The sequence below is a fragment of the Micromonospora sp. AP08 genome, from assembly GCF_008085935.1.
GTDB classification, from domain to species: Bacteria; Actinomycetota; Actinomycetes; order Mycobacteriales; family Micromonosporaceae; genus Micromonospora; species Micromonospora chersina.
On sequence record NZ_VSEZ01000011.1, the window covers coordinates 94,291 to 119,351 of the forward strand.

The 25,061-nt window shown below is 73.8% G+C and carries 23 protein-coding genes; 9 read left to right on the forward strand and 14 right to left on the reverse strand.

The features are described from left to right. Positions 1 to 13: 13 nt before the first annotated feature. The 3 genes from FXF50_RS19585 to guaB form a co-directional block, all read right to left on the reverse strand. Positions 14 to 1,408: a M1 family metallopeptidase gene (locus FXF50_RS19585; RefSeq protein ID WP_148429933.1), complete on the reverse strand. Its 1,395-nt coding sequence runs from the start codon at positions 1,406 to 1,408 to the stop codon at positions 14 to 16. Positions 1,409 to 1,480: 72 nt separating this feature from the next. Further along, the gene (locus FXF50_RS19590) at positions 1,481 to 2,599 is read right to left on the reverse strand and encodes a GuaB3 family IMP dehydrogenase-related protein (RefSeq protein WP_148429935.1); all 1,119 of its coding nucleotides are present in this window, start codon (positions 2,597 to 2,599) and stop codon (positions 1,481 to 1,483) included. A gap of 30 nt (positions 2,600 to 2,629) precedes the next feature. After that, positions 2,630 to 4,192, reverse strand: coding sequence for an IMP dehydrogenase (gene guaB / locus FXF50_RS19595; RefSeq protein WP_148429937.1), 1,563 nt, complete (start codon positions 4,190 to 4,192; stop codon positions 2,630 to 2,632). Positions 4,193 to 4,390: 198 nt separating this feature from the next. Here guaB and FXF50_RS19600 point away from each other — a divergent pair, with 198 nt between their 5' ends. After that, positions 4,391 to 4,795, forward strand: a complete 405-nt coding sequence (locus FXF50_RS19600) for a DUF5319 domain-containing protein (RefSeq protein WP_148429940.1) — start codon at positions 4,391 to 4,393, stop codon at positions 4,793 to 4,795. 8 nt (positions 4,796 to 4,803) lie between these two features. On the opposite strand, the gene FXF50_RS19605 is transcribed toward FXF50_RS19600, so the two are convergent. Continuing rightward, a complete protein-coding gene (locus FXF50_RS19605) occupies positions 4,804 to 5,628 on the reverse strand; it encodes a response regulator transcription factor (RefSeq protein ID WP_148429942.1) in 825 nt (274 codons plus the stop codon). 253 nt (positions 5,629 to 5,881) lie between these two features. Between FXF50_RS19605 and FXF50_RS19610 the strand changes: the two genes are divergently transcribed. Then, on the forward strand, positions 5,882 to 6,265 hold the full coding sequence (locus FXF50_RS19610; protein WP_148429944.1) for a WhiB family transcriptional regulator: 384 nt from the start codon (positions 5,882 to 5,884) through the stop codon (positions 6,263 to 6,265). 430 nt (positions 6,266 to 6,695) lie between these two features. Here FXF50_RS19610 and FXF50_RS19615 read toward each other — a convergent pair whose 3' ends face one another. The 3 genes from FXF50_RS19615 to groES form a co-directional block, all read right to left on the reverse strand. Beyond that, positions 6,696 to 8,315 (reverse strand): molybdopterin-dependent oxidoreductase, encoded by a 1,620-nt coding sequence (locus tag FXF50_RS19615; protein WP_370464131.1) that lies wholly within the window; start codon positions 8,313 to 8,315, stop codon positions 6,696 to 6,698. 133 nt (positions 8,316 to 8,448) lie between these two features. Continuing rightward, positions 8,449 to 10,092, reverse strand: coding sequence for a chaperonin GroEL (gene groL, locus FXF50_RS19620; protein WP_148429949.1), 1,644 nt, complete (start codon positions 10,090 to 10,092; stop codon positions 8,449 to 8,451). Between the two features lie 70 nt (positions 10,093 to 10,162). Next, on the reverse strand, positions 10,163 to 10,477 hold the full coding sequence (groES, locus tag FXF50_RS19625) for a co-chaperone GroES (protein ID WP_018222648.1): 315 nt from the start codon (positions 10,475 to 10,477) through the stop codon (positions 10,163 to 10,165). Positions 10,478 to 10,756: 279 nt separating this feature from the next. Between groES and FXF50_RS19630 the strand changes: the two genes are divergently transcribed. From FXF50_RS19630 to FXF50_RS19660, 7 genes are all read left to right on the forward strand, one after another. Beyond that, positions 10,757 to 11,971, forward strand: coding sequence for a methyltransferase domain-containing protein (locus FXF50_RS19630; RefSeq protein WP_148429951.1), 1,215 nt, complete (start codon positions 10,757 to 10,759; stop codon positions 11,969 to 11,971). A gap of 47 nt (positions 11,972 to 12,018) precedes the next feature. Continuing rightward, positions 12,019 to 12,498, forward strand: coding sequence for a Cys-tRNA(Pro) deacylase (gene ybaK / locus FXF50_RS19635; protein WP_148429953.1), 480 nt, complete (start codon positions 12,019 to 12,021; stop codon positions 12,496 to 12,498). Between the two features lie 206 nt (positions 12,499 to 12,704). Further along, complete coding sequence (locus tag FXF50_RS19640) at positions 12,705 to 13,805, forward strand: sugar ABC transporter substrate-binding protein (RefSeq protein WP_148429955.1); 1,101 nt, start codon at positions 12,705 to 12,707, stop codon at positions 13,803 to 13,805. A gap of 112 nt (positions 13,806 to 13,917) precedes the next feature. Beyond that, on the forward strand, positions 13,918 to 14,727 hold the full coding sequence (locus FXF50_RS19645; protein WP_107077350.1) for an ATP-binding cassette domain-containing protein: 810 nt from the start codon (positions 13,918 to 13,920) through the stop codon (positions 14,725 to 14,727). Next, positions 14,724 to 15,983: a sugar ABC transporter permease gene (locus FXF50_RS19650; RefSeq protein WP_148429958.1), complete on the forward strand. Its 1,260-nt coding sequence runs from the start codon at positions 14,724 to 14,726 to the stop codon at positions 15,981 to 15,983. The genes FXF50_RS19645 and FXF50_RS19650 overlap by 4 nt, the downstream gene beginning before the upstream one ends. Before the next feature lie 25 nt (positions 15,984 to 16,008). Further along, positions 16,009 to 17,190, forward strand: coding sequence for an ROK family protein (locus tag FXF50_RS19655; RefSeq protein WP_148429960.1), 1,182 nt, complete (start codon positions 16,009 to 16,011; stop codon positions 17,188 to 17,190). Positions 17,191 to 17,313: 123 nt separating this feature from the next. Beyond that, entirely contained in the window at positions 17,314 to 18,051 is a 738-nt protein-coding gene (locus FXF50_RS19660) for a DUF4142 domain-containing protein (protein ID WP_091318127.1), read from the forward strand. Positions 18,052 to 18,102: 51 nt separating this feature from the next. On the opposite strand, the gene FXF50_RS19665 is transcribed toward FXF50_RS19660, so the two are convergent. The 7 genes from FXF50_RS19665 to ung form a co-directional block, all read right to left on the reverse strand. Continuing rightward, positions 18,103 to 19,863, reverse strand: coding sequence for an ABC transporter ATP-binding protein (locus FXF50_RS19665; protein WP_148429963.1), 1,761 nt, complete (start codon positions 19,861 to 19,863; stop codon positions 18,103 to 18,105). Next, positions 19,860 to 21,566 carry an ABC transporter ATP-binding protein gene (locus FXF50_RS19670; protein WP_148429965.1) on the reverse strand — a complete coding sequence of 569 codons (1,707 nt, stop codon included), beginning with the start codon at positions 21,564 to 21,566 and terminating at the stop codon, positions 19,860 to 19,862. Before FXF50_RS19670 ends, FXF50_RS19665 begins: the two co-directional genes overlap by 4 nt. 72 nt (positions 21,567 to 21,638) lie before the next feature. Then, positions 21,639 to 21,893 carry a hypothetical protein gene (locus tag FXF50_RS19675; RefSeq protein ID WP_148429967.1) on the reverse strand — a complete coding sequence of 85 codons (255 nt, stop codon included), beginning with the start codon at positions 21,891 to 21,893 and terminating at the stop codon, positions 21,639 to 21,641. Between the two features lie 19 nt (positions 21,894 to 21,912). After that, positions 21,913 to 22,959, reverse strand: coding sequence for a tRNA (adenosine(37)-N6)-threonylcarbamoyltransferase complex transferase subunit TsaD (tsaD, locus tag FXF50_RS19680; protein WP_091318122.1), 1,047 nt, complete (start codon positions 22,957 to 22,959; stop codon positions 21,913 to 21,915). 5 nt (positions 22,960 to 22,964) lie between these two features. Further along, a complete protein-coding gene (gene rimI, locus FXF50_RS19685) occupies positions 22,965 to 23,417 on the reverse strand; it encodes a ribosomal protein S18-alanine N-acetyltransferase (protein ID WP_148429969.1) in 453 nt (150 codons plus the stop codon). Positions 23,418 to 23,531: 114 nt separating this feature from the next. Continuing rightward, positions 23,532 to 24,209 carry a tRNA (adenosine(37)-N6)-threonylcarbamoyltransferase complex dimerization subunit type 1 TsaB gene (gene tsaB / locus FXF50_RS19690; protein ID WP_148429972.1) on the reverse strand — a complete coding sequence of 226 codons (678 nt, stop codon included), beginning with the start codon at positions 24,207 to 24,209 and terminating at the stop codon, positions 23,532 to 23,534. Between the two features lie 102 nt (positions 24,210 to 24,311). After that, complete coding sequence (gene ung, locus FXF50_RS19695; RefSeq protein WP_148429975.1) at positions 24,312 to 25,013, reverse strand: uracil-DNA glycosylase; 702 nt, start codon at positions 25,011 to 25,013, stop codon at positions 24,312 to 24,314. Positions 25,014 to 25,061 lie beyond the last annotated feature (48 nt).

The following is a 25,061-nucleotide window of genomic DNA, read 5'->3' on the forward strand; positions in this document are numbered from 1 at the left end:
GATCACGTCCGCGTCACGGCAGGGCCGGCGCGGTCGCCCCGACCAGCCAGGCGTCGAACAGCGGGCGCAGCGGCTTCCCGGCCGTCCGCTCGGCGTACCCGATGAAGTCCGCGGTGGTGGCGGTGCCGCCGCGCCGCTCGGCCAGCCAGCCGCTCAGGATGCGGAAGAAGGTCGTGTCGCCGACCGCGCGGCGCAGCGCGTGCACGGTGAGCGCCCCGCGCTGGTAGACCGCGTCGCCGAACATCGCGGCCCGGCCCGGGTCCACCGTGGGCTTGCTCCAGTCGGTGACCGCGTACCGGTCGGCGAAGGCCCGCTCGACGGTGCGCCCGCCGTCGTGCTCCGCCCAGAGCCATTCCGCGTACGTGGCGAAGCCCTCGTTGAGCCACAGGTCGCTCCACCGGGCCACCGACACGCTGTCGCCGAACCACTGGTGGGCCAGCTCGTGCGCGACCACCTCGCTGTTCGGCCGGGTGCCCCGGAAGAACCCGGGCCCGTAGACCGGCCGGGACTGGGTCTCCAGCGCGTACCGGAACCGGTCGTCGGCCACCACGATCCCGCCGTACGAGTCGAACGGGTACGGCCCGAAGCGGCCGGCCAGGAAGTCGACGATCTCGCCGGTGCGGGCCACCGAGGCGGCGGCCGGCCCGTCCGCGGGCAGCGCGGCGGCGACCGCGGTGACGATCGGCTTCCCGGCGTGGGTGCCGGTCGCGACCCGGTAGTCGCCGATGACCAGGGTGGACAGGTAGCTGGCCATGGGGCTGCCCTCGGACCAGCGCCACGTGGTCCAGCCGCCCGTGCTCTGCTTCCCCTTCGGCACCCCGTTGCTCAGCGCGGCGAGCCCGTCCGGGACGGTCACCTCGATGTCGTAGGTGGCCTTGTCGGAGGGGTGGTCGTTGACCGGGTACCAGGTGCTCGCCGACTCCGGCTGGCCCAGCGCGATCGCCCCGTCCGGGGTGGCCTGGAAGCCCCCGTCGCCCAGCTCGGCGCTGGGCAGCGGGTGCGGCACCCCGCCGTAGGTCACGTCGACGGTGAACCGCTGCCCGGCCGGCAGGCCGTGCTCGGGGGTGACGACCAGCTCGGCGCCGTCGCGCCGGTGCTTCGCCGGGGCGCCGTCGACGCGTACCCGGTCGACGGTCAGGCCGGCCAGGTCGAGCTGGAACCGGGACAGGGCCTTCGTGGCGGTGGCGGTCAGGACGGCCTCGCCGGTGAGCCGGTCGTCGGCCGGGTCGTAGCGGACCTTCAGCGCGTAGTGCCCGACGTCGTAGCCGCCGTTGCCGGCCCCCGGCACGTACGGGTCCCCCACGTCGGCGGCGCCCGGCCGGAACCGTCCGTCGTCGTCCCCGGTGCAGCCGCCGGCCAGCAGCGCGACGGCGAGCGCCGCCACGCACCACCGCCGGCCCCGCGTCATCCGCCGAGCCTAGACGCGCGACGGCGCGGGTGGGACCGGAATCCGCACCCGCGCCGTCGGTCGCTCATCCGGTCAGCGGTCGAGGACCAGGCCGACCTTCTGGAACTCCTTGAGGTCGCGGTAGCCGCACTTGGCCATCGCGCGGCGCAGCCCGCCGAAGAGGTTGAGCTGGCCGTCCGGCTCGTCGGCCGGGCCGAAGAGCAGCTTCTCCATCGAGCCGAGCGGCTCGCCGGCCACCTCGAACGCGCCACGCGGCAGCGACGGGTGGCTGGCGGCCGAGTGCCACCAGGCGCCGCCCGCCGGAGCCTCCTCGCAGAGCGACAGCGGCTCGCCGAGCATCACGGCGTCGGCCCCGCAGCCGAGCGCCTTGGCGATGTCGCCGGAGGTCTGCATGTCGCCGTCGGCGATGAGGTGCACGTACCGGCCGCCGGTCTCGTCGAGGTAGTCGCGGCGGGCCGCGGCGGCGTCGGCGATGGCGGTGGCCATCGGCACCCGGATGCCGAGCACGGACTCGGTGGTGGACCAGTCGTCGCCGCCGATGCCGACGATCACGCCGGCCGCGCCGGTGCGCATCAGGTGCAGGGCGGTCTTGTAATCGGTGCAGCCGCCCACGATGACCGGCAGGTCGAGGTCGGCAATGAACTCCTTGAGGTTCAGCGGCTCGTCGGTGGTGGAGACGTGCTCGGCGGAGACGATGGTGCCCTGGATGACCAGGATGTCCACGCCGGCGTCGAGGATCACCGGGGCGAGCGCCAGGGTGTGCTGCGGGGAGACCCGGACGGCCACCGTGCCGCCCCCGGCGCGCAGCTCGCGGACCCGCTCGGCGATGAGGTCGGGGCGGATGGGCTCCGCGTAGACCTCCTGGAGCCGCTTGGTGGCCCGGGCGTCCTCGTCCAGGCCGGCCAGCTCCTCCAGCACCTTGGCCGGGTTCTCGTAGCGGGTCCAGAGGCCCTCGACGTTGAGCACGCCGAGGCCGCCGAGCTGGCCGAGGCGCACCGCCGAGGCGGGGCTCATGGTCGCGTCGGAGGGGTGCCCGACGCAGGGGATGCCGAACTGGTAGGCGTCGAGCTGCCACGCGGTGGAGACGTCGTCGACGTCCCGGGTGCGGCGGCTCGGCACGATGGCGATGTCGTCCAGGTGGTAGCCGCGCTGCGCGGTCTTGCCCAGCCCGATCTCGACCACGTCACGCATGGGGGACTCCAGGTGGTTGGGGGTGGTGGGTCAGCGGGAGTGGTAGTTGGGCGCCTCGACGGTCATCTGGATGTCGTGCGGGTGGCTCTCCTTGAGGCCGGCCGCGGTGATCCGGATGAGCTGGCCGCGCCGGTGCAGCTCGGGGATGCTCTCGGCGCCGACGTACCCCATGGCGGCGCGGAGCCCGCCGGTGAGCTGGTGGGCGACCTGGGCGAGCGGGCCCCGGTAGGGCACCTGGCCCTCGACGCCCTCGGGGACCAGCTTGTCCTCGGCGAGGACGTCCTGCTGGAAGTAGCGGTCCTTGGAGTAGGACTTGCCCTGCCCCCGCGACTGCATCGCGCCGAGCGAGCCCATCCCCCGGTACGCCTTGTACTGCTTGCCGTTGATGAAGATCAGCTCGCCCGGGCTCTCCTCGCAGCCGGCCAGCAGGCTGCCGAGCATCACGGTGTCGGCGCCGGCCACCAGGGCCTTGGCGATGTCGCCGGAGTATTGGATGCCGCCGTCGCCGATGACCGGCACGCCGGCCGGGCGGGCCGCCCGGGACGCCTCCATGATCGCGGTGATCTGCGGGACGCCCACCCCGGCCACGATCCGGGTGGTGCAGATGGCGCCCGGGCCGACGCCCACCTTGATGCCGTCGGCGCCCGCGTCGACCAGCGCCTTCGCGCCGGCGTAGGTGGCGATGTTGCCGCCCACGATGTCGATGGCGACGTCCTTCTTGAGCCGGGCGACCATCTCCAGCACGGCCCGCTGGTGGCCGTGCGCGGTGTCGACGATGAGCACGTCCACCCCGGCGTCGACCAGGGTGCGGGCCCGCTTGTACGCGTCCTCGCCGACGCCCACCGCGGCGGCGACCCGGAGCCGGCCGGCCTCGTCCTTGGTGGCGTTCGGGTACTGCTCGCTCTTGGTGAAGTCCTTGACCGTGATGAGCCCGCGCAGCTTGCCGGTCTCGTCGACGATCGGCAGCTTCTCCACCTTGTGCTGGCGCAGCAGGCCCAGCGCCTCGTCCTTGCGCACCCCGACCGGGGCGGTGATGAGCGGCGTCCGGGTCATGATGTCGCGGACCGGGGTGGCCGGGTCGGAGACGAAGCGCATGTCGCGGTTGGTCACGATGCCGACCAGCTCACCCTGCCCGTCGACCACCGGCACGCCGGAGATGCGGTAGCGGCCGCAGAGCGCGTCGACCTCGCGGAGGGTGTCGTCCGGGCTGGCGGTCACCGGGTTGGTGATCATGCCGGACTCGGAGCGCTTGACCAGGTCGACCTGGAGCGCCTGGTCCTCCACGGAGAGGTTGCGGTGCAGCACGCCGATGCCGCCCTGGCGGGCCATGGCGATCGCCATCCGCGCCTCGGTGACGGTGTCCATGGCGCTGGACAGCAGCGGGACGTTCAGCTCGATGCGGCGGGTGAGCATGGTGCGGGTGTTCACCCGGCTCGGCACGACGTCCGACTCGCCCGGCTGAAGGAGCACGTCGTCGAAGGTCAGCCCGAGCGGCACCACCCGGGCCGAGCCGGCGGGCAGCTCGGGCAGATGGCCGCCCAGCTCACCGCCGTCGCGGCCGGCCGGGATCTCGGTGCTGGGCGAATTCTCCACGATTGCTCCCCATGAGCTGGTCGGGCGGGCTGCAGCGAGGCGGCGCGTGCGGGCACCGGCGCATGCCGGCGTGACGGCGCGTCGCTTCATCGTACCCATTGAGCTGCGCCGCCCCCGGCAGCGGCGGGCCCGGGTAGGCGGCGCCACAGGGAGCGCCGGGGGCGGACTTTCCGGGGTGTCGGGGTCTACGGTGAGGGGGTGCACGACGAGCCCATCGACCCGTTCAACGGCGACCCGGCCGATCCGGCTGCCGGCCTGCACGACCCGCGCGAGGCCGACCCGCTCGATCCGCTGACCGAGGTCGAGCGGCAGGACGTCCTGGAGGATCTCGCCGACCTGGAGATCTACCAGGCCCTGCTCCAGCCGATCGGGGTCCGCGGCCTGGTGATCGAGTGCGAGGACTGCCGCGAGCCGCACTACTTCGACTGGGACCTGCTCCGGGGCAACCTGCGCCACCTGCTCAACTCCGGGCGGCCCCGGGTGCACGAGCCGGCCTACGACCCCGATCCGGACCACTACGTGAGCTGGGACTACGCCCGCGGCTACGCGGACGGCGTGCACGACACCCTCACCGAGGGCACCGACGACTCCGCCGAGGACTGACGCGCCGCTCAGGCGACCAGGCCGGCGCGGAAGCCGGCGGCCACGGCGTGCGCCCGGTCGCGCGCGCCGAGCTTGCGGAACAGCCGGCGGGCGTGGGTCTTGACCGTGTCCTCCGAGACGAACAACTCACGCCCGATCTCCGCGTTGCTCTTTCCCTCGGCCATGCCGAGCAGCACCTGAAGCTCACGCTCCGTGAGCCCGATGGCGCTGCGCGGGGTGCGCGCCGGCCGCTGCGGGCCGCCCGCCGGCGCCGGCTCCGCCTCGGCGGCCGCCGGGTCGGCGGCGTCCTCGCCGCGCTGCACGGGCACGACCGTGGGCCCCCCGCCGGGACCCTCCGCCGGGCCCGCCGCGCCCGCGGGCCACGCCGCCCCGGCCGGGGTACGCCCCGGCGCCGCCGACCGGGCCGGTCCACCGACCGCCGCGGCGTCCCGGGCCGGGTCGGTGACCCGGTGCCGATTCGTGCGCCCGGGGGCGGAGAGCAGCAACAGCGCCTTCGCGACCGCGCTGGTCAGGTCGTGGTCGGCGTTCTGGATGAGGCCGCGCGCCCCGGCGCTGATGGTGGCGGCGGCCGCCTCCGACTCCTCGGCGCCGAGCAGCAGCACCGCGGCCTGCGGGGCGCGGGCGAGCACCCGGCGCACGAAGCCGGCGCTGTCCGGCCGGGTGAGGGCGGTGTCGGCGAGCACCACGTCGACCGGCCGCTCGGCGAGCCGGAGCATCACCTCGGGATCGGAGACGGCCGTCCGGAGCACGCCGGCCAGCCCGAGCCGCGCCGCCGCGGAGGTCAAATGCTGGGCTGCGAGTGGTGTCCGAACGCACACGAGAACGCTACGCACAGTGGTCTCCTCTCCGACTCAGAGCAGACCACGGCGGGGTGTGCTCGGGAGGAGGTTCCGGGCAATCATCCGAACTTTTCCGGCAGATGGGGCATATGCCGCCGACTGTCCGAGCTTTTCGATCACAGATGTGTGAGCGCGGGAAAGCGCGGGTACCGAGGGGTCAGTCCGGAACCGGTGTCCCGCGCGGACCGCCGCCCGGTAGGAGCTGGCCACGAGAATTCCGCGGTGCCGCGCGGGAGGAGGGGTGCTGATGTCGAACGTACGCAGACTGCCCGGACCCATTGTCGACCTCTGGGACTGGCAGCGGCTCGGTGCCTGCCGCGGGCGCGACAGCGCGCAGTTCTTCCACCCCGACGGCGAGCGCGGCTCGTCACGGTTGCGCCGCGAGTCCGGCGCCAAGGCCGTCTGCCGCGCCTGCCCGGTGCGCGCCGAGTGCGCCGCGCACGCCCTCTCGGTCCGCGAGCCGTACGGCGTGTGGGGCGGGTTCAGCGAGTCGGAGCGGCTGCGCCTGCTCGCCCTCGGCTGGGAGGACCTGGCCGACCGCCGGCAGACCCGGGTGGACGTCGCCCGGCTGGAGGCCCGCCTCGGCCGGCCGCACAAGTCCGCCGTCCCGGACCAGCGCAAGATCGCCTGACCGTTCCGCACTGACCACCACGACGCCGCGCTCCTCCTGGGACGCGGCGTCGCGGTGCGTTGTGCGCGGCGCCGTCGGGAGGGTCGTCTGCGAACCCGCCGCCGGCCCCTGGGGAACCTGGCGGCGACTAGGAACTTGATGACGTAAGTGACTCGCCGACGGCCGGAGGGGGCGGAGGGGCGCAGCGGGCCGAGCGGCGGGCGCGGGCCGAGCGGGCCGAGCGGGCCGAGCGGGCCGAGCGCGCCGAGCGCCTGAATCGTTCACGACATCAAGTTCGTAGTCTCCGACGAGGACCATGCCGATCGGATGACAGCCGCGGAGCGGTCGCCGGGCGGTCGCGCGGCCTCACCGTCGGCCTCACCGTCACCCGCCCCGTCACCCGCCCCGCCGGCCACGGCCCGAGTCCGGTTGGCAGGCCGCACCCCCCGGGTCAACCAACTGTGACCCGGACGGTGTGCCAGCCGGTGGCGCCGTCGGGGGCGACCGGGCGGCGCTGCTCCGGCTGGGTCTCCCCACCGGCGTCGGTGGCCCGCACCTGGAGCGTGTGCTCGCCCGGGCCGGCGTTCCAGCGCCACGACCACTGCACCCAGGTGTCCACCGAGGCCGTCGGGGCCAGCGTCGCCTCCTGCCAGGGGCCGTCGTCGACGCGTACCTCGACCCTGCGGATGCCGCGGTGCTGCGCCCAGGCCACCCCGGCGACCGTGACCGGGCCGGCGGTCAGCCGGCCGTGCGCCCGCGGCGTGTCGATCCTCGACTGCGTCTTGATCGGGCCCTGCGCCGACCACCCGCGCGGCACCCAGTACGCGTCGAAGTCCGCGAAGCTGGTCAGCTCCAGCTCGGTCACCCACTTGCAGGCCGAGACGTACCCGTAGAGGCCGGGCACCACCATCCGCACCGGGAAGCCGTGCTCGACCGGCAGCGGCTCACCGTTCATCCCGACCGCGAGCAGCGCGTCCCGCCCGTCCCGCAGCACGGCCGTCGGGGTGCCGCAGGTCCAGCCGTCGACCGAGCGGCCCACCACCTGGTCCGCGCCCTCCTCCGGCTGCGCCTCGTCCAGCAGCTGCCTGATCGGCACCCCCAGCCAGCGGGCGTTGCCGATGAGATCCCCGCCCACCTCGTTGGAGACGCACGCCAGGGTCACGTAGCGCTCGACCATCGGCCGGGCGAGCAGGTCGTCGAAGCTCAACTCGATCGGGTTGCGGACCCGGCCGTGGATGCGCAGCCGCCAGGTCGCCGGGTCCACCTGCGGCACCACCAGCGCGGTGTCGATCCGGTAGAACTCCCGGTTCGGGGTGACGAAGGGGGCGAGCCGGCTCAGCGACAGGTCCGCGCCGGCCGGCAGCGGCGGGGCGGGCGTCGCCGGAGTGGGCAGCTTCACCGCCTGCCGGGCCACCGAGACGCCCCGCTGGCCGGCCAGCCAGTGCCCGCCGAACCCCGCCACCGCCGCCGTGCCGGCCAGCAGGCCGACGCCGCGCAGGAACCGGCGCCGCGACTCGTGGTCGCCGGGCTCCTGCGGCTCCCAGCCGGCCGGCGACTCGTCGGGCGCCAGCGCCGCGATCCCCGGAGGTGGCGTGGGCGAGGCGGGCGCCGGCGAGGCGGGTTCGGCCGGAGCCGGCGCGGCGTCCCCGGCCAACGGGCCCGCCACGAAGGCCCAGAGGGTCACCGCCCCCAGCCCGCCGCCGACCAGGGAGGGCAGCGCGTCGTAGGCGTCCGCGCCGGCCCGGGTCAGCGCGGCGGCCACCCCGAGGGCGGCGAACGCGGCGATGCCGACCAGGCCGAGCCACAGCCGGCGGGCCGCCAGCACGCCGAGCAGCGCGGCGATCGCCGCCAGCAGCACCGCCGTGCCGACCAGCAGGGCGACCTTGTCGTACGTGCCGAAGACCGCGATGGCGAACTGCTTGAGCGGCTCGGGCACCGCGTCGACCACCAGCCCGCCGACCGCGATCAGCGGCGCGGAGCGGGGGCCGGTGAACACGGCCACCGGTTCGGCCACGCCGATCGCGACGGCCGCGGCGGTGACCCCGGCCAGCGCGGCTCGACCGCGCGACATGCTGCTCACGGCGACCAGTGTCGTCGCTCGGAGCGGCCGGTCGCCAACCCCGTCAGCGTTCCGTAAGCAGATACGGGTCAGGGCACACCCCCGGCTGGGGGTGTGCCCTGACGTCAGGCCGTACGGCGCGGGATCAGAAGCCCGGGCCGTGCTGGTGGCCGTGCCCGTGCCCATGGCCGTGACCGGCGGCGGCGGGCTCGGCCTTCTCCGGCTTCTCCACCACGAGGCTCTCGGTGGTGAGCAGCAGGCCGGCGATCGACGCCGCGTTGGAGACCGCGTTGCGGGTCACCTTCACCGGGTCGAGGATGCCGGACCGGACCAGGTCGACGTACTCGCCGTTGGCGGCGTTGAGGCCGTTGCCCCACTCCTGGCCGGCGACCTTCTGCACCACCACGTAGCCGTCGTGGCCGGCGTTCTGGGCGATCCAGCGCAGCGGCTCGACCAGCGCCTTGCGCACGATCGAGACGCCGACCTTCTCGTCACCGGTGAAGCCCAGGTCGTCGTCGAGCACCGGCAGGATCTGGGCCAGGGCGGCGCCGCCACCCGGGACCGTGCCCTCCTCGACCGCGGCCTTGGTCGCCGAGATGGCGTCCTCGATGCGGTGCTTGCGCTCCTTCATCTCGACCTCGGTGGCCGCGCCGGCCTTGATCACCGCGATGCCACCGGAGAGCTTCGCCAGCCGCTCGGCCAGCTTCTCCCGGTCCCACTCGGAGTCCGAGGCCTCGATCTCCTTGCGGATCTGGGCGACCCGGTCGGCGACCTCGGCGGACTGGCCGCCGCCGTCGACGACCGTGGTGTTCTCCTTGTCGACCACGACGCGACGGGCGGTGCCCAGCACCTCCAGGCCGACCTGGTCGAGCTTGTAGCCCAGCTCCGGGGCGACCAGCTCGGCGCCGGTCAGGATCGCCATGTCCTGGAGCATCGCCTTGCGGCGGTCGCCGAAGCCGGGGGCCTTCACGGCGCAGACCTTGATGGTCTTGCGGATCGCGTTGACCACCAGCGTGGACAGGGCCTGGCCCTCGACGTCCTCGGCGATGATGAGCAGCGGCTTGTTGTTCTGGAGAACCTTCTCCAGCAGCGGCAGCAGCTCCTCGATCGCCGAGATCTTCTGCGTGGTGATCAGGATGTACGGGTCCTCCAGGACCGCCTCCTGCGCCTCCGCGTCGGTGACGAAGTTCGGCGAGATGAAGCCCTTGTCGAACTGGAGACCCTCGGTCACCTCCAGCTCGGTGGTGAGGGCCGAGCCCTCCTCGACGGTGATGACACCGTCGCGGCCGACCCGCTCCATGGCCTCGGCGATCAGCTCGCCGATGGTGGCGTCCTGCGCGGAGATCGTCGCGACGTGCGCGATCGACTCCTTGTCGGCCACCTCGACGGCCCGGCCGAGCAGCGCCTCGGAGACCTTGGCGGCCGCCGCGTCGATGCCCCGCTTGAGACCGGTCGGGTTGGCCCCGGCGGCCACGTTGCGCAGGCCCTCGCGGACCATGGCCTGGGCCAGCACGGTCGCGGTGGTGGTCCCGTCGCCGGCGACGTCGTTGGTCTTGGTCGCCACCTCCTTGACCAGCTGCGCGCCGAGGTTCTCGTACGGGTTGGTGAGCTCGATCTCCTTGGCGATCGTCACGCCGTCGTTGGTGATCGTGGGCGCACCAAACTTCTTGTCCAGGACGACGTTGCGCCCGCGCGGGCCGAGAGTGACCTTGACCGCGTCCGCGAGGGCGTTGACACCGTGCTCCAGCAGGTGCCGGGCGTCGTCCGAGAAGCTCAGGATCTTCGCCATCTGTATCCCTTCGAAGCGACGTTGCCCCGGCCCGGCGAGCCGGACCGGGGCAACGACACTGATCGGTTGCTTACTTCTCGATGACCGCGAGGACGTCGCGGGCGGAGAGCACCAGGTACTCCTCGCCGGCGTACTTGACCTCGGTGCCGCCGTACTTCGAGTAGAGGACGGTGTCGCCGACCTTGACGTCGATCGGCACGCGGTTGCCCTTGTCGTCGATCCGGCCCGGGCCGACAGCGAGGACGGTGCCCTCCTGCGGCTTCTCCTTGGCGGTGTCGGGGATCACGATGCCCGAGGCGGTGGTGGTCTCGGCCTCGTTCGCCTGGACCACGATGCGGTCCTCGAGCGGCTTGATCGCAACCTTGGTCGCGGTAGTCACGGGCATACCCTCCTGGGGTACTTGGTGTCGTTGCCGGTCGGCGCGCCGACCGGCGTCAATCTGCCACATGCCACCGGGCGGGGCCGTCGTCGCGGGTGCCGGTCCGCCTGGCGTTCAACCCCCGGACACCAGGGCCCGGGCGTTGGCACCCTCAGGGTGAGAGTGCTAATCGCAGGTTATTCCTCGGCTAGCACTCCGTCAAGGAGAGTGCCAGCACGCCGCGTTCCGTGTCCCCGTCGGCGGGGTCCGGGTCGGCCGGGGCGAGGTCGCCGGGAGAATGCCCGGGTGGACCTGGAACAGTTCGCCGCCCTGCGTACCCCCGAGGGGTCGGCCGCGCTCGACGCGGCGGCGCGGGTGGCCGGCGGCGACCCGCTGACGGCGGCGGCCGCGCTCCGCTCCGCCGGGGTGCCGGCGGGGCTCGCGGCGGCGGCACTGACGCAGGCGGAGCTGCGTCGCCGCGCGGCCGGCAAGTTCGGCCCGGCGGCGAGCGGCATGTTCCTCACCCGGGCGGGCCTGGAGCAGGCCACCCGGGGGGTCGTCGCGCGGCGCCGGGCGGAACGCCTGCGCGCCGCGGGCGTCGGCACCCTCGCCGACCTGGGTTGCGGCCTCGGGGCGGACGCGCTCGCCGCGGCCCGCGCCGGCATCCGGGTGTACGGCGTGGAGGCCGACCCGCTGACCGCCGCGATGGCGGCCGCGAACGCCGAGGCCGCCGGGCTGGCCGACCTGTTCACGGTGGAGTGCGGCGACGCCACGGCGTTCGACGTGACCCGGGTGGACGGGGTCTTCTGCGACCCGGCCCGCCGGAAGGCCGGCACCGGCCGGCGGATCTTCGACCCGAACGCCTACTCGCCGCCCTGGGACTTCGTCACCGGCCTGGCCGAGCGGGTCCCGCACACGGTGGTGAAGGTGGCGCCGGGGTTGGACCACGCGCTGATCCCGGCGGGCGCCGAGGCGGAGTGGGTGAGCGTCGACGGCGACCTGGTCGAGGCGGCGCTGTGGTGCGGCGCGCTGGCGCAGGTGCCCCGCCGGGCCACCCTGCTGCGGGAGAAGGAAGGGCCGGTCGCCGGAGCGGCGGCCCGCGCCGTGCAGCTCACCGGCAGCGGCGACGCCGAGGCTCCGGTCGGCCCGCCCCGCCGCTTCCTGTACGACCCGGATCCGGCGGTGGTGCGCGCGCACCTGGTCGCCGAGCTGGCCGGCGACCTCGACGCGACGCTGGCCGACCCGAGCATCGCCTACCTCTACGGCGACGAGGCCCGACCGACCCCGTTCGCCCGCTGCCTGGAGATCACCGACGTGCTGCCGTTCTCGCTGAAGCGGCTGCGCGCCCTGCTCCGGGAGCGCCGGGTGGGCCGGGCGGAGATCCTCAAGCGCGGCTCGGCGCTGGAACCGGAGAAGCTGCGCCGGGACCTGAAGCTGGCCGGCGACGAGGCGGCCAGCCTGGTGCTGACCCGGGTGGCCGGCGCGCCGACCGTGCTGATCTGCCAGCCGGTTCCCGCCTGACGGTTTTCGGCTCGCCCGGCGGGCGGCGGCCGGTTAGCTTGTCGCTCATGGCGGGACAGGGCACTCCGGCGACGGCACTGCTGACCAGGCGGAAGATCGCCCACAGCACCCACCCGTACGACGTCTCGCCGGACGCGCCGAACTACGGCGCGCTGGTCGCGGCGGCCCTCGGGGTGCCGCCGGCCCGGGTGTTCAAGTCGCTGGTCACGGAGGTCGACGGCGGGCTGACCGTGGCGGTCGTGCCGGTGAGCGGAGAGCTGGACCTCAAGGCCCTCGCGGCCGCGGTGGGCGGCAAGCGGGCGGCCATGGCGGACCGGACGGTCGCCGAGCGGGCCACCGGCTACGTCCGCGGCGGGATCAGCCCGCTCGGCCAGCGCAAGCGGCTGCCCACGGTCGTGGACGCGTCCGCCCTGGAGCATCCGACCGTCTACGTGTCGGCGGGGCGCCGGGGCCTCCAACTGCAACTCGCCCCGGCCGACCTGGTCGCCCTGACGGGGGCCGTCACCGCGCCGATCGCCGCCGACTGAACCGCCTCTGGGAGCGTTTCCGCACGCCACCCCGGGGAGCGCTCTCCACCGGGTGACGGCGGGGTGTCAGTTGCGTTGCTGAATTGTTACCGCCGCCAACAAACTTCTGACCTCGACTCTCTTGCGCGTGTCTCGACGGGAGGAATACGTTGCCGGGCACAACAAACCACCGACAACTCCCCCAACCCCCGAAAGGACCCGTGCACATGCGCAAGGGCTTCCTCACTTTCGCGGCCGTCGGTCTTCTCGCGACCGGCAGCATGGCCGCCTGCGGTGACAACGGCGGTTCCGACCAGGCCGGCGGCTCGACCGACAAGAAGCCGAAGATCGGCGTGATCCTCCCGGACAGCAAGTCCTCCGCCCGCTGGGAGGGCGCGGACCGGAAGTTCCTGGAGGAGGCCTTCAAGGCCGCCGGTGTCGACTACACCATCCAGAACGCCCAGGGCGACAAGTCCGCCTTCTCCACCATCGCCGACGGCATGCTGACCAGCGGCGTCACCGCCCTGATGATCGTCAACCTGGACTCCGGCACCGGCAAGGCCGTGCTGGAGAAGGCCAAGTCGCAGGGCGTCGCCACCATCGACTACGACCGGCTGACCCTGGGCGGCTCCGCCCAGTACTACGTCAGCTTCGACAACGAGGCGGTCGGCAAGCTCCAGGGCGAGGGCCTGAGCAAGTGCCTGACCGACAAGGGCGCGAAGAACCCCGTCGTGGCGTACCTGAACGGCTCCCCCACCGACAACAACGCCACGCTGTTCAAGAACGGGTACGACTCGGTGCTCAAGCCGAAGTTCGACTCCAAGGAGTACGAGAAGGGCCCGGACCAGTCGGTTCCGGACTGGGACAACGCCCAGGCGGGTGTGATCTTCGAGCAGATGCTCACCCAGAAGAAGGGCAAGATCGACGGCGTGCTGGCCGCCAACGACGGTCTCGGCAACGCGGCCATCTCGGTGCTGAAGAAGAACAAGCTCAACGGCAAGGTGCCGGTGACCGGCCAGGACGCCACCGTCCAGGGCCTGCAGAACATCCTCGCCGGTGACCAGTGCATGACGGTCTACAAGGCCATCAAGGAGGAGGCGAAGGCCGCCTCCGACCTGGCGATCACGCTGGCCAAGGGCGAGAAGAAGGAGACCGGCCAGAAGGTCAAGGACCCGGAGGGTGGCCGTGACGTGGACGCCGTCCTGCTCACCCCGAAGGCCATCTACAAGGACAACGTGAAGGACGTCGTGGCCGACGGCTTCGTCACCAAGGAAGAGCTCTGCACCGGGGCGTACACCAAGCTGTGCGCCGACGCCGGCATCAGCTGACCCGACCCACACCACCCCGCTCCGGCGACGCCGCCCGGCACGGTGACCACCGTGCCGGGCGGCACGCCGCGGACGGGCCCCGAGATCTCCCCTCCGTCCAAAGGAGACCCCCGTGTCCGCGACCCCCCTGCTGGAGCTACGCGGGATCGACAAGAGCTTCGGTCCCGTCCAGGTTCTGCGCGACGTCGCCTTCTCGGCCCATCCCGGTGAGGTGACCGCGCTGGTCGGCGACAACGGCGCCGGCAAGTCGACCCTGGTGAAGTGCATCAGCGGCATCTACCCCACCGATGCCGGCGAAGTTCTCTTCGACGGGCGACCGGTGACCATCCACAACCCGCGGGACGCCGCCGGGCTCGGCATCGAGGTGGTCTACCAGGACCTCGCGCTCTGCGACAACCTCGACATCGTGCAGAACATGTTCCTGGGCCGGGAGAAGCGCAGCGGGGTCGTGCTGGACGAGCCGACCATGGAGCAGCTGGCGGCCGAGACCCTGGCCGGGCTGAGCGTCCGCACCGTCAAGTCGCTGCGCCAGCACGTGTCCAGCCTCTCCGGAGGCCAGCGGCAGACCGTGGCCATCGCCAAGGCCGTGCTCTGGAACAGCAAGCTGGTCATCCTGGACGAGCCGACCGCCGCGCTCGGCGTCGCGCAGACCGCCCAGGTGCTGGAGCTGGTCCGCCGGCTGGCCGACAAGGGCCTGGCCGTGGTGCTCATCTCCCACAACATGAACGACGTCTTCGCCGTCTCCGACCGGATCGCCGCGCTCTACCTCGGCCAGATGGTCGCCCAGGTGAAGACCACCGAGATCACTCACTCGCAGGTGGTCGAGCTGATCACCGCCGGCCGCTCCGGCAACCTCGGCCTCGGCGCCGGGTCGGGCAACGGCAGCGAGCCCGCCGACGCGACCCCGGGAGCCCTTCGATGACCACCACCGCTGTGAAGAAGGACGGACCGGCGGCCGTCACGCCCACACCCGCCGTCGCCGACCACGTCCGCAACTACGTCGCCCGGGTACGCGGCGGCGACCTCGGTTCCCTGCCCGCCGTCATCGGCCTCGTCGTGCTCTGCGTCGTGTTCGCGATCGTCCGCCCGGTCTTCTTCTCCGCGGCGAACTTCGCCAACCTCTTCACCCAGGGCGCCGCCGTCACGGTGATCGCCATGGGGCTGATCTTCGTACTGCTGCTCGGTGAGATCGACCTCTCCGCCGGCTTCGCCAGCGGCGTGTGCGCGGCCATCCTGGCCAACGTCGTCAGCGTGCTCGGCTACCCCTGGTACGTGGCCGTGCTGGCCGCCCTCGCCACCGGCGTGGTCATCGGTCTGACGCTCGGCTTCCTGGTGGCCAAGGTGGGCATCCCCTCCTTCGTGGTCACCCTGGCCGGCTTCCTGGCCTTCCAGGGTGTGGTGCTGCTGCTCATGAAGGAGGGCACCAACATCTCGATCGGCGACGACGTGATCGTCGGCATCGAGAACGGCCGGGTCCCGCCGGCCGTCGGCTGGCTGCTGGCCGCCGTCGCGATCCTCGGGTACGCCGCCGCGCAGCTGCTGCGGCACCGGAACCGCGCCGCCCGCGGCCTGGTCACCGACCCGATCGCCGTGGTGGGCGCCCGGATCGTCGGGGTCGCCGCCCTGATCGGCTTCGCCGTCTACGTGCTCAACCAGGAGCGCAGCATCAACACGCTGATCTCGTCGAACAAGGGCATGCCGGTGGTCGTGCCCATCATCGCGGTCCTGCTGGTCTTCTGGACGTTCGTGCTCAACCGCACCGCCTACGGCCGGCACCTCTACGCGGTCGGCGGGAACGCGGAAGCCGCGCGACGGGCCGGCATCAACGTGGACCGGATCAAGATCTCCGCCTTCGTGATCTGCTCGGGGATGGCGGCCATCGGCGGCATCATCGCGGCCAGCAAGGACCGGTCGGTCGACCCCAACACGGGCGGCAGCAACGTCCTGCTCTACGCGGTGGGCGCGGCCGTCATCGGCGGCACCAGCCTCTTCGGCGGCAAGGGCCGGATGATCAACGCGGTGCTCGGTGGCGCCGTGGTGGCTGTCATCATCAACGGCATGGGACTGCTGGACCTCAGCTCCGGCCTGAAGTACATCTTCACGGGCGCGGTACTCATGCTCGCCGCCGGTGTCGACGCCCTGTCGCGGCGTCGCTCGGCCGCGACCGGCACCCGCTGAACGCGGCACGGACATGACGGTGGCGATGCGCGCGGGACCCAGCCAGGACGAGATCCGCCGGCAGAACCTGGGCGCGTTGCTCCGGTACGTGCACGTTCGTGGGGCCACCACCCGCGCGGAGCTGACCACCGCGCTCGGTCTCAACCGCAGCACCATCGGCGCGCTGACCGCCGACCTGGCCGGCGCCGGTCTGGTCAGCGAGGGGACGCCGAAGGAGACCGGCCGGGCCGGACGACCGTCGCTGGTCGTCCGGCCCGAGTCGGCCCGGGTCTACGCGTACGCGTACAGCATCGAGGTGGACCGGCTGCGGGCCGCGCGGGTCGGGCTCGGCGGTGAGGTGCTCGACCGCCGGGAACTGGAACGGCCCCGGAACCTGGTCGCCGGGGAGGCCGCCCCGCTGCTGGCCGACGCGGTGCGGGAGATGCACCGGGCGGTGCCGCCCGACTCGATCTGCGTGGGCGCCGGCGTGGCGGTCTGCGGCATGGTCCGCCGCGAGGACGGGCTGGTCCGGCTCAGCCCCACCACGGGCTGGGTGGACGAGCCGATCGGCGCGGCGCTCGCCGCCGAGCTGGGCGTCGACGTGCCCATCACGGTGGGCAACGTGGCCGACGTGGCGGCATTCGCCGAGCACGCCCGGGGTGTCGCGGCCGGCTGCGACAACGTCATCTACCTGTACGGGGACGTCGGCGTCGGCGCCGGCATCATCGCCGGTGGGCGGCGGCTCACCGGCCACGGCGGCTACAGCGGCGAGGTCGGCCACATGGTGGTGGTCCCCGACGGCGTGCTCTGCGACTGCGGGCGGCGCGGCTGCTGGGAGACCGAGATCGGCGAGCATGGGCTGCTCCGGGCCGCCGGCCGCTCCGACGCCCGGGGCCGGGAGGCGCTGCTGGCCCTCTTCGACGCCGCCGACCGGGGCGACGCGCGCGCCCAGACCGCGGTGCGGCAGGCCGGCGACTGGCTCGGCTTCGGCGTGGCCAACCTGGTCAACATCTTCAACCCGGAGATGGTCATCTTCGGCGGCACCATGCGCGACCTCTACCTGGCGGCCGCCGCCCAGGTGCGCAGCCGGCTCAACTCCAACGGGCTGCCGGCCTGCCTGGAGCACGTGCGGCTGCGTACCCCGAAGCTCGGTGACGACGCGGCGCTCATCGGCGCCGCCGAGCTGGCCTTCGAACGCCTCCTCGCCGACCCGCTGGACGTCGGCTGACCGGTCCCCGGATTCCGGTGAACTGAATCGGGTCGTGATCCGTACCAGTGGGCGGACGGACGGCCGCGGGCGGCCCTCCGCGCCATCCCGCGTACCGGTCCGGACCGAGGAGGCACCGCAACCATGGCACCGCTGGAATCCGCACGCCGCCGGCTGGCGCACCGGGTCATCCTGCTGCTCGTCGCGCTCGTCGCGGGGATCGGCGTCCTTCCCGGCGCGGCGATGGCCGCGCCCAACCCCGGTGTGCAGCTCAACGCCGCCGACATGACGCTGCTCAACGGGGTAAGACTGGCCGGGCTCTGGGAGATGCCGGCCGGGCAGATGGCCGCCGAGAAGGGCCAGTCGAAGCGGGTACGAGAGATCGGCGCGGAGATCGCCCGGCAGCACGGCGTCCTGGACCAGCTCGTGGTCGAGGCCGCGAACAAGCTCGGCGCCACCCTGCCGACCACACCGACCACCCAGCAGCAGGGCTGGCTGACCGAGATGCAGAACGCCACCGGCGCCCAGTTCGACCAGATCTTCGTGACCCGGCTGCGGGTCGCGCACGGCAACATCTTCCCGGTGATCGGCGCGGTACGGGCCAGCACCCGGGACCCGATCGTGCGCAAGCTCGCCGACCAGACGAACACCTTCGTCACCAACCACATGCTGATGCTGGAGAGCACCGGGCTGGTCCGCTGGCAGCAGCTCCCGCCTCCCGCGATGCCCCCGGCGCAGAGTGACTCGCTGATCGCCGCCGCGGGCGCCAACGTCGGCAGCGGTGGCGGGGTCCAGGTCAGCACCACCGTGGTGTGGGCCGTCTTCCTCCTCGCCCTGGCCACCGGCGGGTACGCGACCTGGCGGCTGCTGCGCCGCTCCTGACCGCGCCACCAGCAGAAGGCCCCCACCGGTGTCCGGTGGGGGCCTTTCCGCTCAGCCGTGCCAGGACCGCCAGAGCGCGGCGTACGAGCCGCCGGCCGCGACCAGCTCGTCGTGCGACCCCAGCTCGGTGATCCGGCCGTCCTCCACCACCGCCACCCGGTCCGCGTCGTGCGCGGAGAAGAGCCGGTGCGCGATGGCGATGACCGTCCGGCCCTGGAGCACCGCGGCCAGCGAGCGTTCCAGCGCCCGGGCCGCCCGCGGGTCGATCAGCGAGGTGGCCTCGTCCAGCACCAGGGTGTGCGGGTCGGCGAGCACCAGCCGGGCCAGCGCGAGCTGCTGCGCCTGGGCCGGCGAGAGCGGGTGCCCGCCGGCGCCCACCCGGGTGTCCAGCCCGTCCGGCAGCGCCTCCGCCCAATCGAGGGCGTCGACCGCGGCCAGCGCGGCGCGGACCTCGGCGGGGCCGGCGTCCGGGCGGACCATCGCCACGTTGTCGGTGAGCGTGCCGATGAACACGTGGTGCTCCTGGCTGACCAGCGCCACGTGGGTGCGCAGCTCGGCCAGGGGCAGCTCGGACAGCGGCCGGCCGTCCACGGTCACCGCCCCGACGCGCGGCGCGTGCACCCCGGCCAGCAGCCGGCCCAGGGTCGACTTTCCCGCGCCGGACGGGCCGACCATGGCCAGCTTCTCCCCCGGCCGGGGCACCAGGGTCACCCCGTGCAGCACGTCGTGGCCGGCGCGGTACGCGTACCGGACGTCGTGGGCGGCGAGCCGCCCGTCGTCGGTGACCGGCTGCCCGTCGGACGGCGCGGCCCCGGCCGGCTTGCCGTCGACCTCCGCCGGCTCGGCCACGCCGAGCAGCCGGGCCAGCGAGGCGCCGCCGACCTGGAACTCGTCCAGCCAGGAGAGCAGCCGGTCGACCGGGTCCACCAACTGCTGGGCGTAGAGGGTGGCCGCGGTGACCTGCCCGAGGCTGGCCCAGCCCTCCAGGTAGAACCAGCCGCCGAGCAGCAGGGTGCCCACCACCGGCAGCAGGTAGCCGATCTCGGCGACCGGGAAGAAGACCGTCCGCAGGCTGAGCGTGTAGTACTCGGCCGCGTACGACCGGCGGATGTCGGCGTCGGTGCGGGCCCGGCGGCGGGCCTGCTGGCGCAGCGCCTCGGTGGTCCGCGCCCCCTCGACCGTCTCGCTGATCCCGTCGGTGATGTCGGAGTAGGCGGCGTTCTCCCGCAGGTAACCGGCCGGCGCTCGGCGCAGGTACCAGCGGGTGCCGGCGACCAGCAGGGGCACCGCGAGCAGGCAGGGCACCACCAGCAGCGGGCCGGTCAGCACCAGCGCGCCGAGGATCAGCAGCACGGTGACCGCCGCGATCAGCGTCTCCGGGGCGGCGAACCGGACCGTCCGGGACAGCGCGGCGACGTCGCGGGAGGTGCGGGTGAGCAGATCGCCGGTGCCGGCCCGCTCCACGGTCGACAGCGGCAGGGCGAGCACCCGGTCGACGAACTCCTCGCGCAGCTCGGCGAGGACCCGCTCACCGAGCCGGGCCGACGCCAGGTGGGCGAAGCGGACCAGCACCGACTGTGCCACCACGAAGCCGGCGATGGCCAGGGCGACCCGGTCGACCGTGACCGCGCCGACGCCGCGCGAGATCCCCTCGACCAGATCGCCGAGGAGCCGGGGCGCGACCAGGCCGGCCGCCGCGGCGAGCGCGTGCAGGCCGAGCGCGGCGGCCAGGCCGCGCGGGTGCCGGCGGGCCAACTCCCGCGCGTACCGGCGGACCTGCCGCGCGTCGGCGACGGGCAGGGCGTTGCTCACCGGTCCTCCTCCCGGCTCACCGCGGCCCGGTACCGGGGCTCGGCGGCGAGCAGTTCGTCGTGGCGGCCCTCGGCGACCACCTTGCCGTCCTCCACGAAGACCACGTGCTCGGCGCGGCCGAGCACCAGCGGGCTGGTGGTGCAGACCAGCGTGGTCCGGCCGCGCCGGGCGGCGGCGAGCCGGTCGGCGATCCGCGCCTCGGTGTGCGCGTCCACCGCGCTGGTCGGTTCGACCAGGACGAGCGTCTCCGGGTCCGCGACCAGCGCCCGGGCCAACCGCAGCCGCTGCCGCTGCCCGCCGGAGAACTCCCGGCCGCGCTCGGCGACCGGGCTGTCCAGGCCGCCGGGCAGCGCCGCCACGATGTCCGTGGCGCTCGCCGCCACCAGCGCCTCCTCGACGGCGTCCTGATCCCCCCGGTCGCGCGGGTCCAGCTCCGTGCGGAGGGCGCCGCTGAACAGCTGCGCGTCGTTGTCGGCCACCAGGATCCGCTCGCGCACCGTCGCCAGCGCCACGTCCCGCAGCGGTACGCCGTGCAGCGTCACGTCCCCGTCGACGTACCGGCCGAGCCGGTCGGCGATCTCGGCGGCGTCCTCGGGCGCGGTGGCGGCCAGCGCGGTGAGCCGGCCCGGCCGCAGCACCAGCCCGGAGCGCACGTCCACCAGCTCGCCCGGCCCCTCGGGCACCGGCACCGGGCGCGCCGGGTCGGTGAACTCAGGGGCCAGGCGGAGCAGCCGCACCACCCGCCGGGCCGCCACGTGCCCCCGGGTCAGCTTGTCGGCCGCCTCGGTGAGGTTGCGCAGCGGGCTGACCAGGAACGCCGTGTAGCCGTAGAAGGAGACCAACTGGCCGGCGCTGATCTCGCCGCGCAGCGCGAACCGCGCCCCGAGCCAGGTCACCAGCACCACGAAGACGCCGGGCAGCAGGATCTGCGCGGCCTGGATCAGCGACTCGACCCGGGCCACCCGCAGGCCGTCGGCCCGCAACGCCTGGGACTGCTCGCGGTAGCGGGCGCCCAGCACCGGCTCGCCGCCCACCCCGCGCAGCACCCGCAGCCCGGACACGATGTCGCCGGCCCGGGCGGTCAGCTCGCCGGTCGACTCCCGGTACGCCGCCTGCTGCCGGTGCAGCGGCCGGATCAGCAGCGCCACCAGCGCCATGAGCAGCGGCACCCCCAGCACCACCACGAGGCCGAGCGGCACGGAGGCGGTGAGCAGGATCGCCGACACCGTGGCGATGGCGACCACCGCGCCGGTGCCCCGGGCGGTGATGTCGATCGCGCTGCCGATGTGCTCGATGTCGGCCGTGCCGATGCTCACCACCTCACCCGCGGCGACCCGGCGGGGCAGCGCGGCGCCGAGCCGGTTGGTGGCGTCCACGGTGACCTGCACGGTCCGGTAGGCGGCGCCGAGCCAGTTGTGCACCGCGCAGCGGTGCCGCAGGATGCCGGTCGTCGCCTGGACGACGCCCAGCCCGAGCAGGACGAGACCCCAGCGGAGCAGGGCGTCCGGGTCGCGGTGGGTCAGGCCGGCGTCGATGGCCCGGCCGACGGCGGCCGGCATCAGCGCCTGGGCCAGCATCCAGGTGACACCGAGGGCGATGGCGCCGCCGAAGAGCAGCGGGTGCCGACCGGCGAGCCAGACCAGGTAACGGGTGGCGGACCGGGTGTCGGGGGTGCCGGGATCGCCGGCGGGTGAGAAACGCATGACCACCCGACGCTAGGTGCCGCGCCGGGCTGGACGCCAACCAGTTTCCCGCCGGTCAGGCGGCCCGCCGGGTCAGCGATCGACCTGCGTGAAGTCCCAGCTGTGCGGCGGGCGGGCAACCAGCCGCATGGGCGGCTCCGGCAGCTCCCGCGGGTTGCTCCGCCACTTCGAGATGACCACCACCCGATGGTCGGTGGAGGAGAACACCTCGCTGGACAGGTGCAGCGGCTCGTGCTCGAACTCGGGCAGCGCGGTCTCGCACACCCAGGTGATCAGGTCGGTGAACCCGTACGGCTCGGCCTTCGCCTCCCACATCCGGACGATCACGTCGGTCCCCTCCCCCGCCTCAGACACTGACCACGGTCAGCGGCATGGCGGAGTCGGCCGGCAGGTCCAGCCGGCTCGGGGCGACGCCCGCGGCGACCAGGTGCGAGCCGAGCGCGGCCACCATCGCGCCGTTGTCGGTGCAGAGCTTCGGCCGGGGCGTACGCACCCGGACGCCGTGCTTCGCCGCCCGGTGCTCGGCCATCGCCCGCAGCCGCGAGTTGGCCGCCACCCCACCGCCGATCACCAGGGTGTCGATGCCGCTGCTCCGGCAGGCGTCCAGCGCCTTGCCGACCAGCACGTCGCAGACCGCCTCCTGGAAGGACGCGGCCACGTCGGCCACCGGCACCGCCTCGCCGGCCCGCTGCCGCGCCTCCACCCACCGGGCCACCGCCGTCTTCAGCCCGGAGAAGGAGAAGTCGAAGCGGTGCCCGGCCAGGTCCTTGGGCGCGGTCAGCCCGCGCGGGAAGGCGATCGCCGCCGGGTCACCGGCCCGCGCCTCCCGGTCGATGAACGGGCCGCCCGGGAAGGGCAGCCCGAGCAGCCGCGCCACCTTGTCGAACGCCTCGCCGGCCGCGTCGTCGATGGTCGAGCCGAGCGGGGTGACCTCCCGGGCCAGGTCGTCGACGCGCAGCAGGGAGGAGTGCCCGCCGGAGACCAGCAGGGCGATGGCCGGCTCGGGCAGCGGGCCGTGCTCCAGGGTGTCCACGGCCACATGCGCGGCGAGGTGGTTCACCCCGTACACCGGCTTCTCGGCGGCCACCGCGTACCCCTTGGCGGCGGCGACCCCGACGAGCAGCGCGCCGGCCAGGCCCGGCCCGGAGGTGACGGCGATCGCGTCGATGTCGGCGATCGTCACCCCGGCCTCGCGCAGCGCCCGGTCCATGGTCGGCACGATGGCCTCCAGGTGGGCGCGGCTGGCCACCTCGGGCACCACGCCGCCGAACCGGGCGTGCTCCTCGACGCTGGAGGCCAGCGCGTCGGCGAGCAGGGTGTGCCCGCGGACGATGCCCACCCCGGTCTCGTCGCAGGACGTCTCGATGCCGAGGATCAGTGGTTCGTCAGCCATGCTCGTCAGTCCTCGTTGCGCTGCATGACCAGCGCGTCGGTGTTGCTCGGTTGGTAGTAGCCGCGGCGCACGCCGATCGGCTCGAAGCCGTACATCGCGTAGAGCCGCTGCGCGGGCGCGTTGTCCGCGGCCACCTCCAGCAGCGTGCTGCGCATCCCCTGCCGGGCCGCCTCGGCCAGCAGCGCCTCCAGCAGCAGCCGGCCGATCCCCCGGCGCTGCGCGTCCCGGCGGACCGCGATGTTCTGCACCCACGCCTCGTCCGGCGGCGCCACCATGAGCCCGGCGTAGCCGAGCACCGTGCCGTCGTCGTCGGTGGCGACCAGGTAGTGGTGGCCGTTGGCCAACTCGTTCCAGAACATCGCCGGGGACCACCGCTCGGCGCCGAACAGGTCCGCCTCCAGCGGCAGCACCTGCTCGACGTGCCACCAGCGGAACCGGCCCAGTCGGACCTGACTCACGGTGCCGCCTCTGTTCGCGACTGCGGGGCTCGCAACCCCGGCTCACTCCTCGCGCTCACGGTGCCGCCTCTGTTCGCGACTGCGGGGCTCGCAACCCCGGCTCACTCCTCGCGCTCACGGGAGGACCGGCTTGTGGCCGGTGGCCGCGACCGCGTCGGGGCGGCGCAGGTAGAGCGGGGTGAGCGGCTCGCCGGGAGCGCCGGCGCGGATGCGCTCGGCGGCCAGGCGGGCCAGCGTCAGGGCGTCCGGGTAGCGCGGCTCCTCCCGGACCGGCAGGCCGAGGACGTCCGCGTACCGGTGCGCGCCGTCACCGACCGCGACCGTGACGGCCAGGTCCCGGGCCCGCTCGGCGGCGACCGCCGGTGCGTCCACGTTCGGCCCGGCGATGCGCTGGCCGGCGCCGTCGTAGACGGCCCAGTAGACCTCCCGGCGGCGGGCGTCGCTCGCCGCCAGCACCGGCTCCCCGACGGCCACCGGGTGGCCGATCCCGTCCAGCGAGCAGACCCCGTACGTGGGGATGCCGAGCACCTGACCCATGGTGGCGGCGGTGACCAGGCCGACCCGCAGCCCCGTGAACGGCCCGGGACCGAGCCCGGCGACGATCGCGGTCAGGTCGGCGGGGCGGGCGCCGGCGTCGGCCAGCACCGCGTCGACCTGCGGGGCGAGCAGCTCGCCGTGCGCCCGGGCGTCGACCGTGCACCGCTGCGCGCGGGCCGCGACGCCGTCCGCCGAGACCTCGACCAGCGCCGCGGTCACCGCGGGCGTCGAGGAGTCCACCACGAGTACGAGCACGGTATGCCAGCCTAGTCGCCGCCCCGGTTACCGCCGGTGACGCCCCTCCTGCCTCCCCGCTCAGCTCGGGGTGCGGAGGACCCCCCGATGGAACTGCGGCGGTCAGCCGGCGGTGCGCTCCCAGTCGATGGTGGGCAGGCCGGCGTCGGCGAGCGCCTTGTTGGCCGCGCTGAACGGACGGCTGCCCAGGAAGCCGCGCGGGTTCATGGGGCTGGGGTGGCCGGCCTCCAGCACCACGTGGTTCGGGTTGGTGACCAGGCCGGCCTTCTTGCGCGCGTAGCCGCCCCAGAGCAGGAAGACCACCCGCTGGTCCAGCGCGTCGAGGGCCCGGATGGTGGCGTCGGTGAACTCCTCCCATCCCTTGTTGGCGTGCGAGCCCGGGGTGGCCTGGCGGACGGTGAGCACCGCGTTGAGCAGCAGCACGCCCTGCGCCGCCCAGCCGCTCAGGTTGCCGCCGGCCGGCTTCGGCACGCCCAGGTCCTCGCCCAACTCCTTGAAGACGTTGCGCAGCGACGGCGGCACCGCCACCCCCTCGCGCACGCTGAAGCTCAGCCCGTGCGCCTGCCCCGCCTTGTGGTAGGGGTCCTGCCCGAGGATCAGCACCCGGGTCTGCTCCGGCCCGCACAGCCGGTAGGCCGAGAACAGGTCCTCGACCGGCGGGAAGACCGTCCCGGTGGCGTATTCCCCGGCGACGAACTCGGCCAGCGCCGCGGTGCGGGCCGGGTCGAGGTGCGGGGTGAGCGCCACCCGCCAGGTGTCGGGCAGGAGCGCCAGCAGGTCGAGGGTGGGGGCGTCGTCGGGCATCGGCAACCTTTCACCGCGTCTGATCGGTCCCCGGAACTGTAGGCAGCG

Coding starts and splice junctions, on each gene's coding strand:
- tsaD (WP_091318122.1), bottom strand. CDS start 22,959: ATGGCTGACGAACCACTGATCCTCGGCATCGAGACGTCCTGCGACGAG.
- FXF50_RS19585 (WP_148429933.1), bottom strand. CDS start 1,408: ATGACGCGGGGCCGGCGGTGGTGCGTGGCGGCGCTCGCCGTCGCGCTG.
- FXF50_RS19615 (WP_370464131.1), bottom strand. CDS start 8,315: ATGTCGCGCGGTCGAGCCGCGCTGGCCGGGGTCACCGCCGCGGCCGTC.
- FXF50_RS19640 (WP_148429955.1), top strand. CDS start 12,705: ATGCGCAAGGGCTTCCTCACTTTCGCGGCCGTCGGTCTTCTCGCGACC.
- ung (WP_148429975.1), bottom strand. CDS start 25,013: ATGCCCGACGACGCCCCCACCCTCGACCTGCTGGCGCTCCTGCCCGAC.
- FXF50_RS19610 (WP_148429944.1), top strand. CDS start 5,882: ATGTCGAACGTACGCAGACTGCCCGGACCCATTGTCGACCTCTGGGAC.
- FXF50_RS19590 (WP_148429935.1), bottom strand. CDS start 2,599: ATGCGTGACGTGGTCGAGATCGGGCTGGGCAAGACCGCGCAGCGCGGC.
- ybaK (WP_148429953.1), top strand. CDS start 12,019: ATGGCGGGACAGGGCACTCCGGCGACGGCACTGCTGACCAGGCGGAAG.
- FXF50_RS19655 (WP_148429960.1), top strand. CDS start 16,009: ATGCGCGCGGGACCCAGCCAGGACGAGATCCGCCGGCAGAACCTGGGC.
- FXF50_RS19670 (WP_148429965.1), bottom strand. CDS start 21,566: ATGCGTTTCTCACCCGCCGGCGATCCCGGCACCCCCGACACCCGGTCC.
- groL (WP_148429949.1), bottom strand. CDS start 10,092: ATGGCGAAGATCCTGAGCTTCTCGGACGACGCCCGGCACCTGCTGGAG.
- groES (WP_018222648.1), bottom strand. CDS start 10,477: ATGCCCGTGACTACCGCGACCAAGGTTGCGATCAAGCCGCTCGAGGAC.
- FXF50_RS19660 (WP_091318127.1), top strand. CDS start 17,314: ATGGCACCGCTGGAATCCGCACGCCGCCGGCTGGCGCACCGGGTCATC.
- FXF50_RS19650 (WP_148429958.1), top strand. CDS start 14,724: ATGACCACCACCGCTGTGAAGAAGGACGGACCGGCGGCCGTCACGCCC.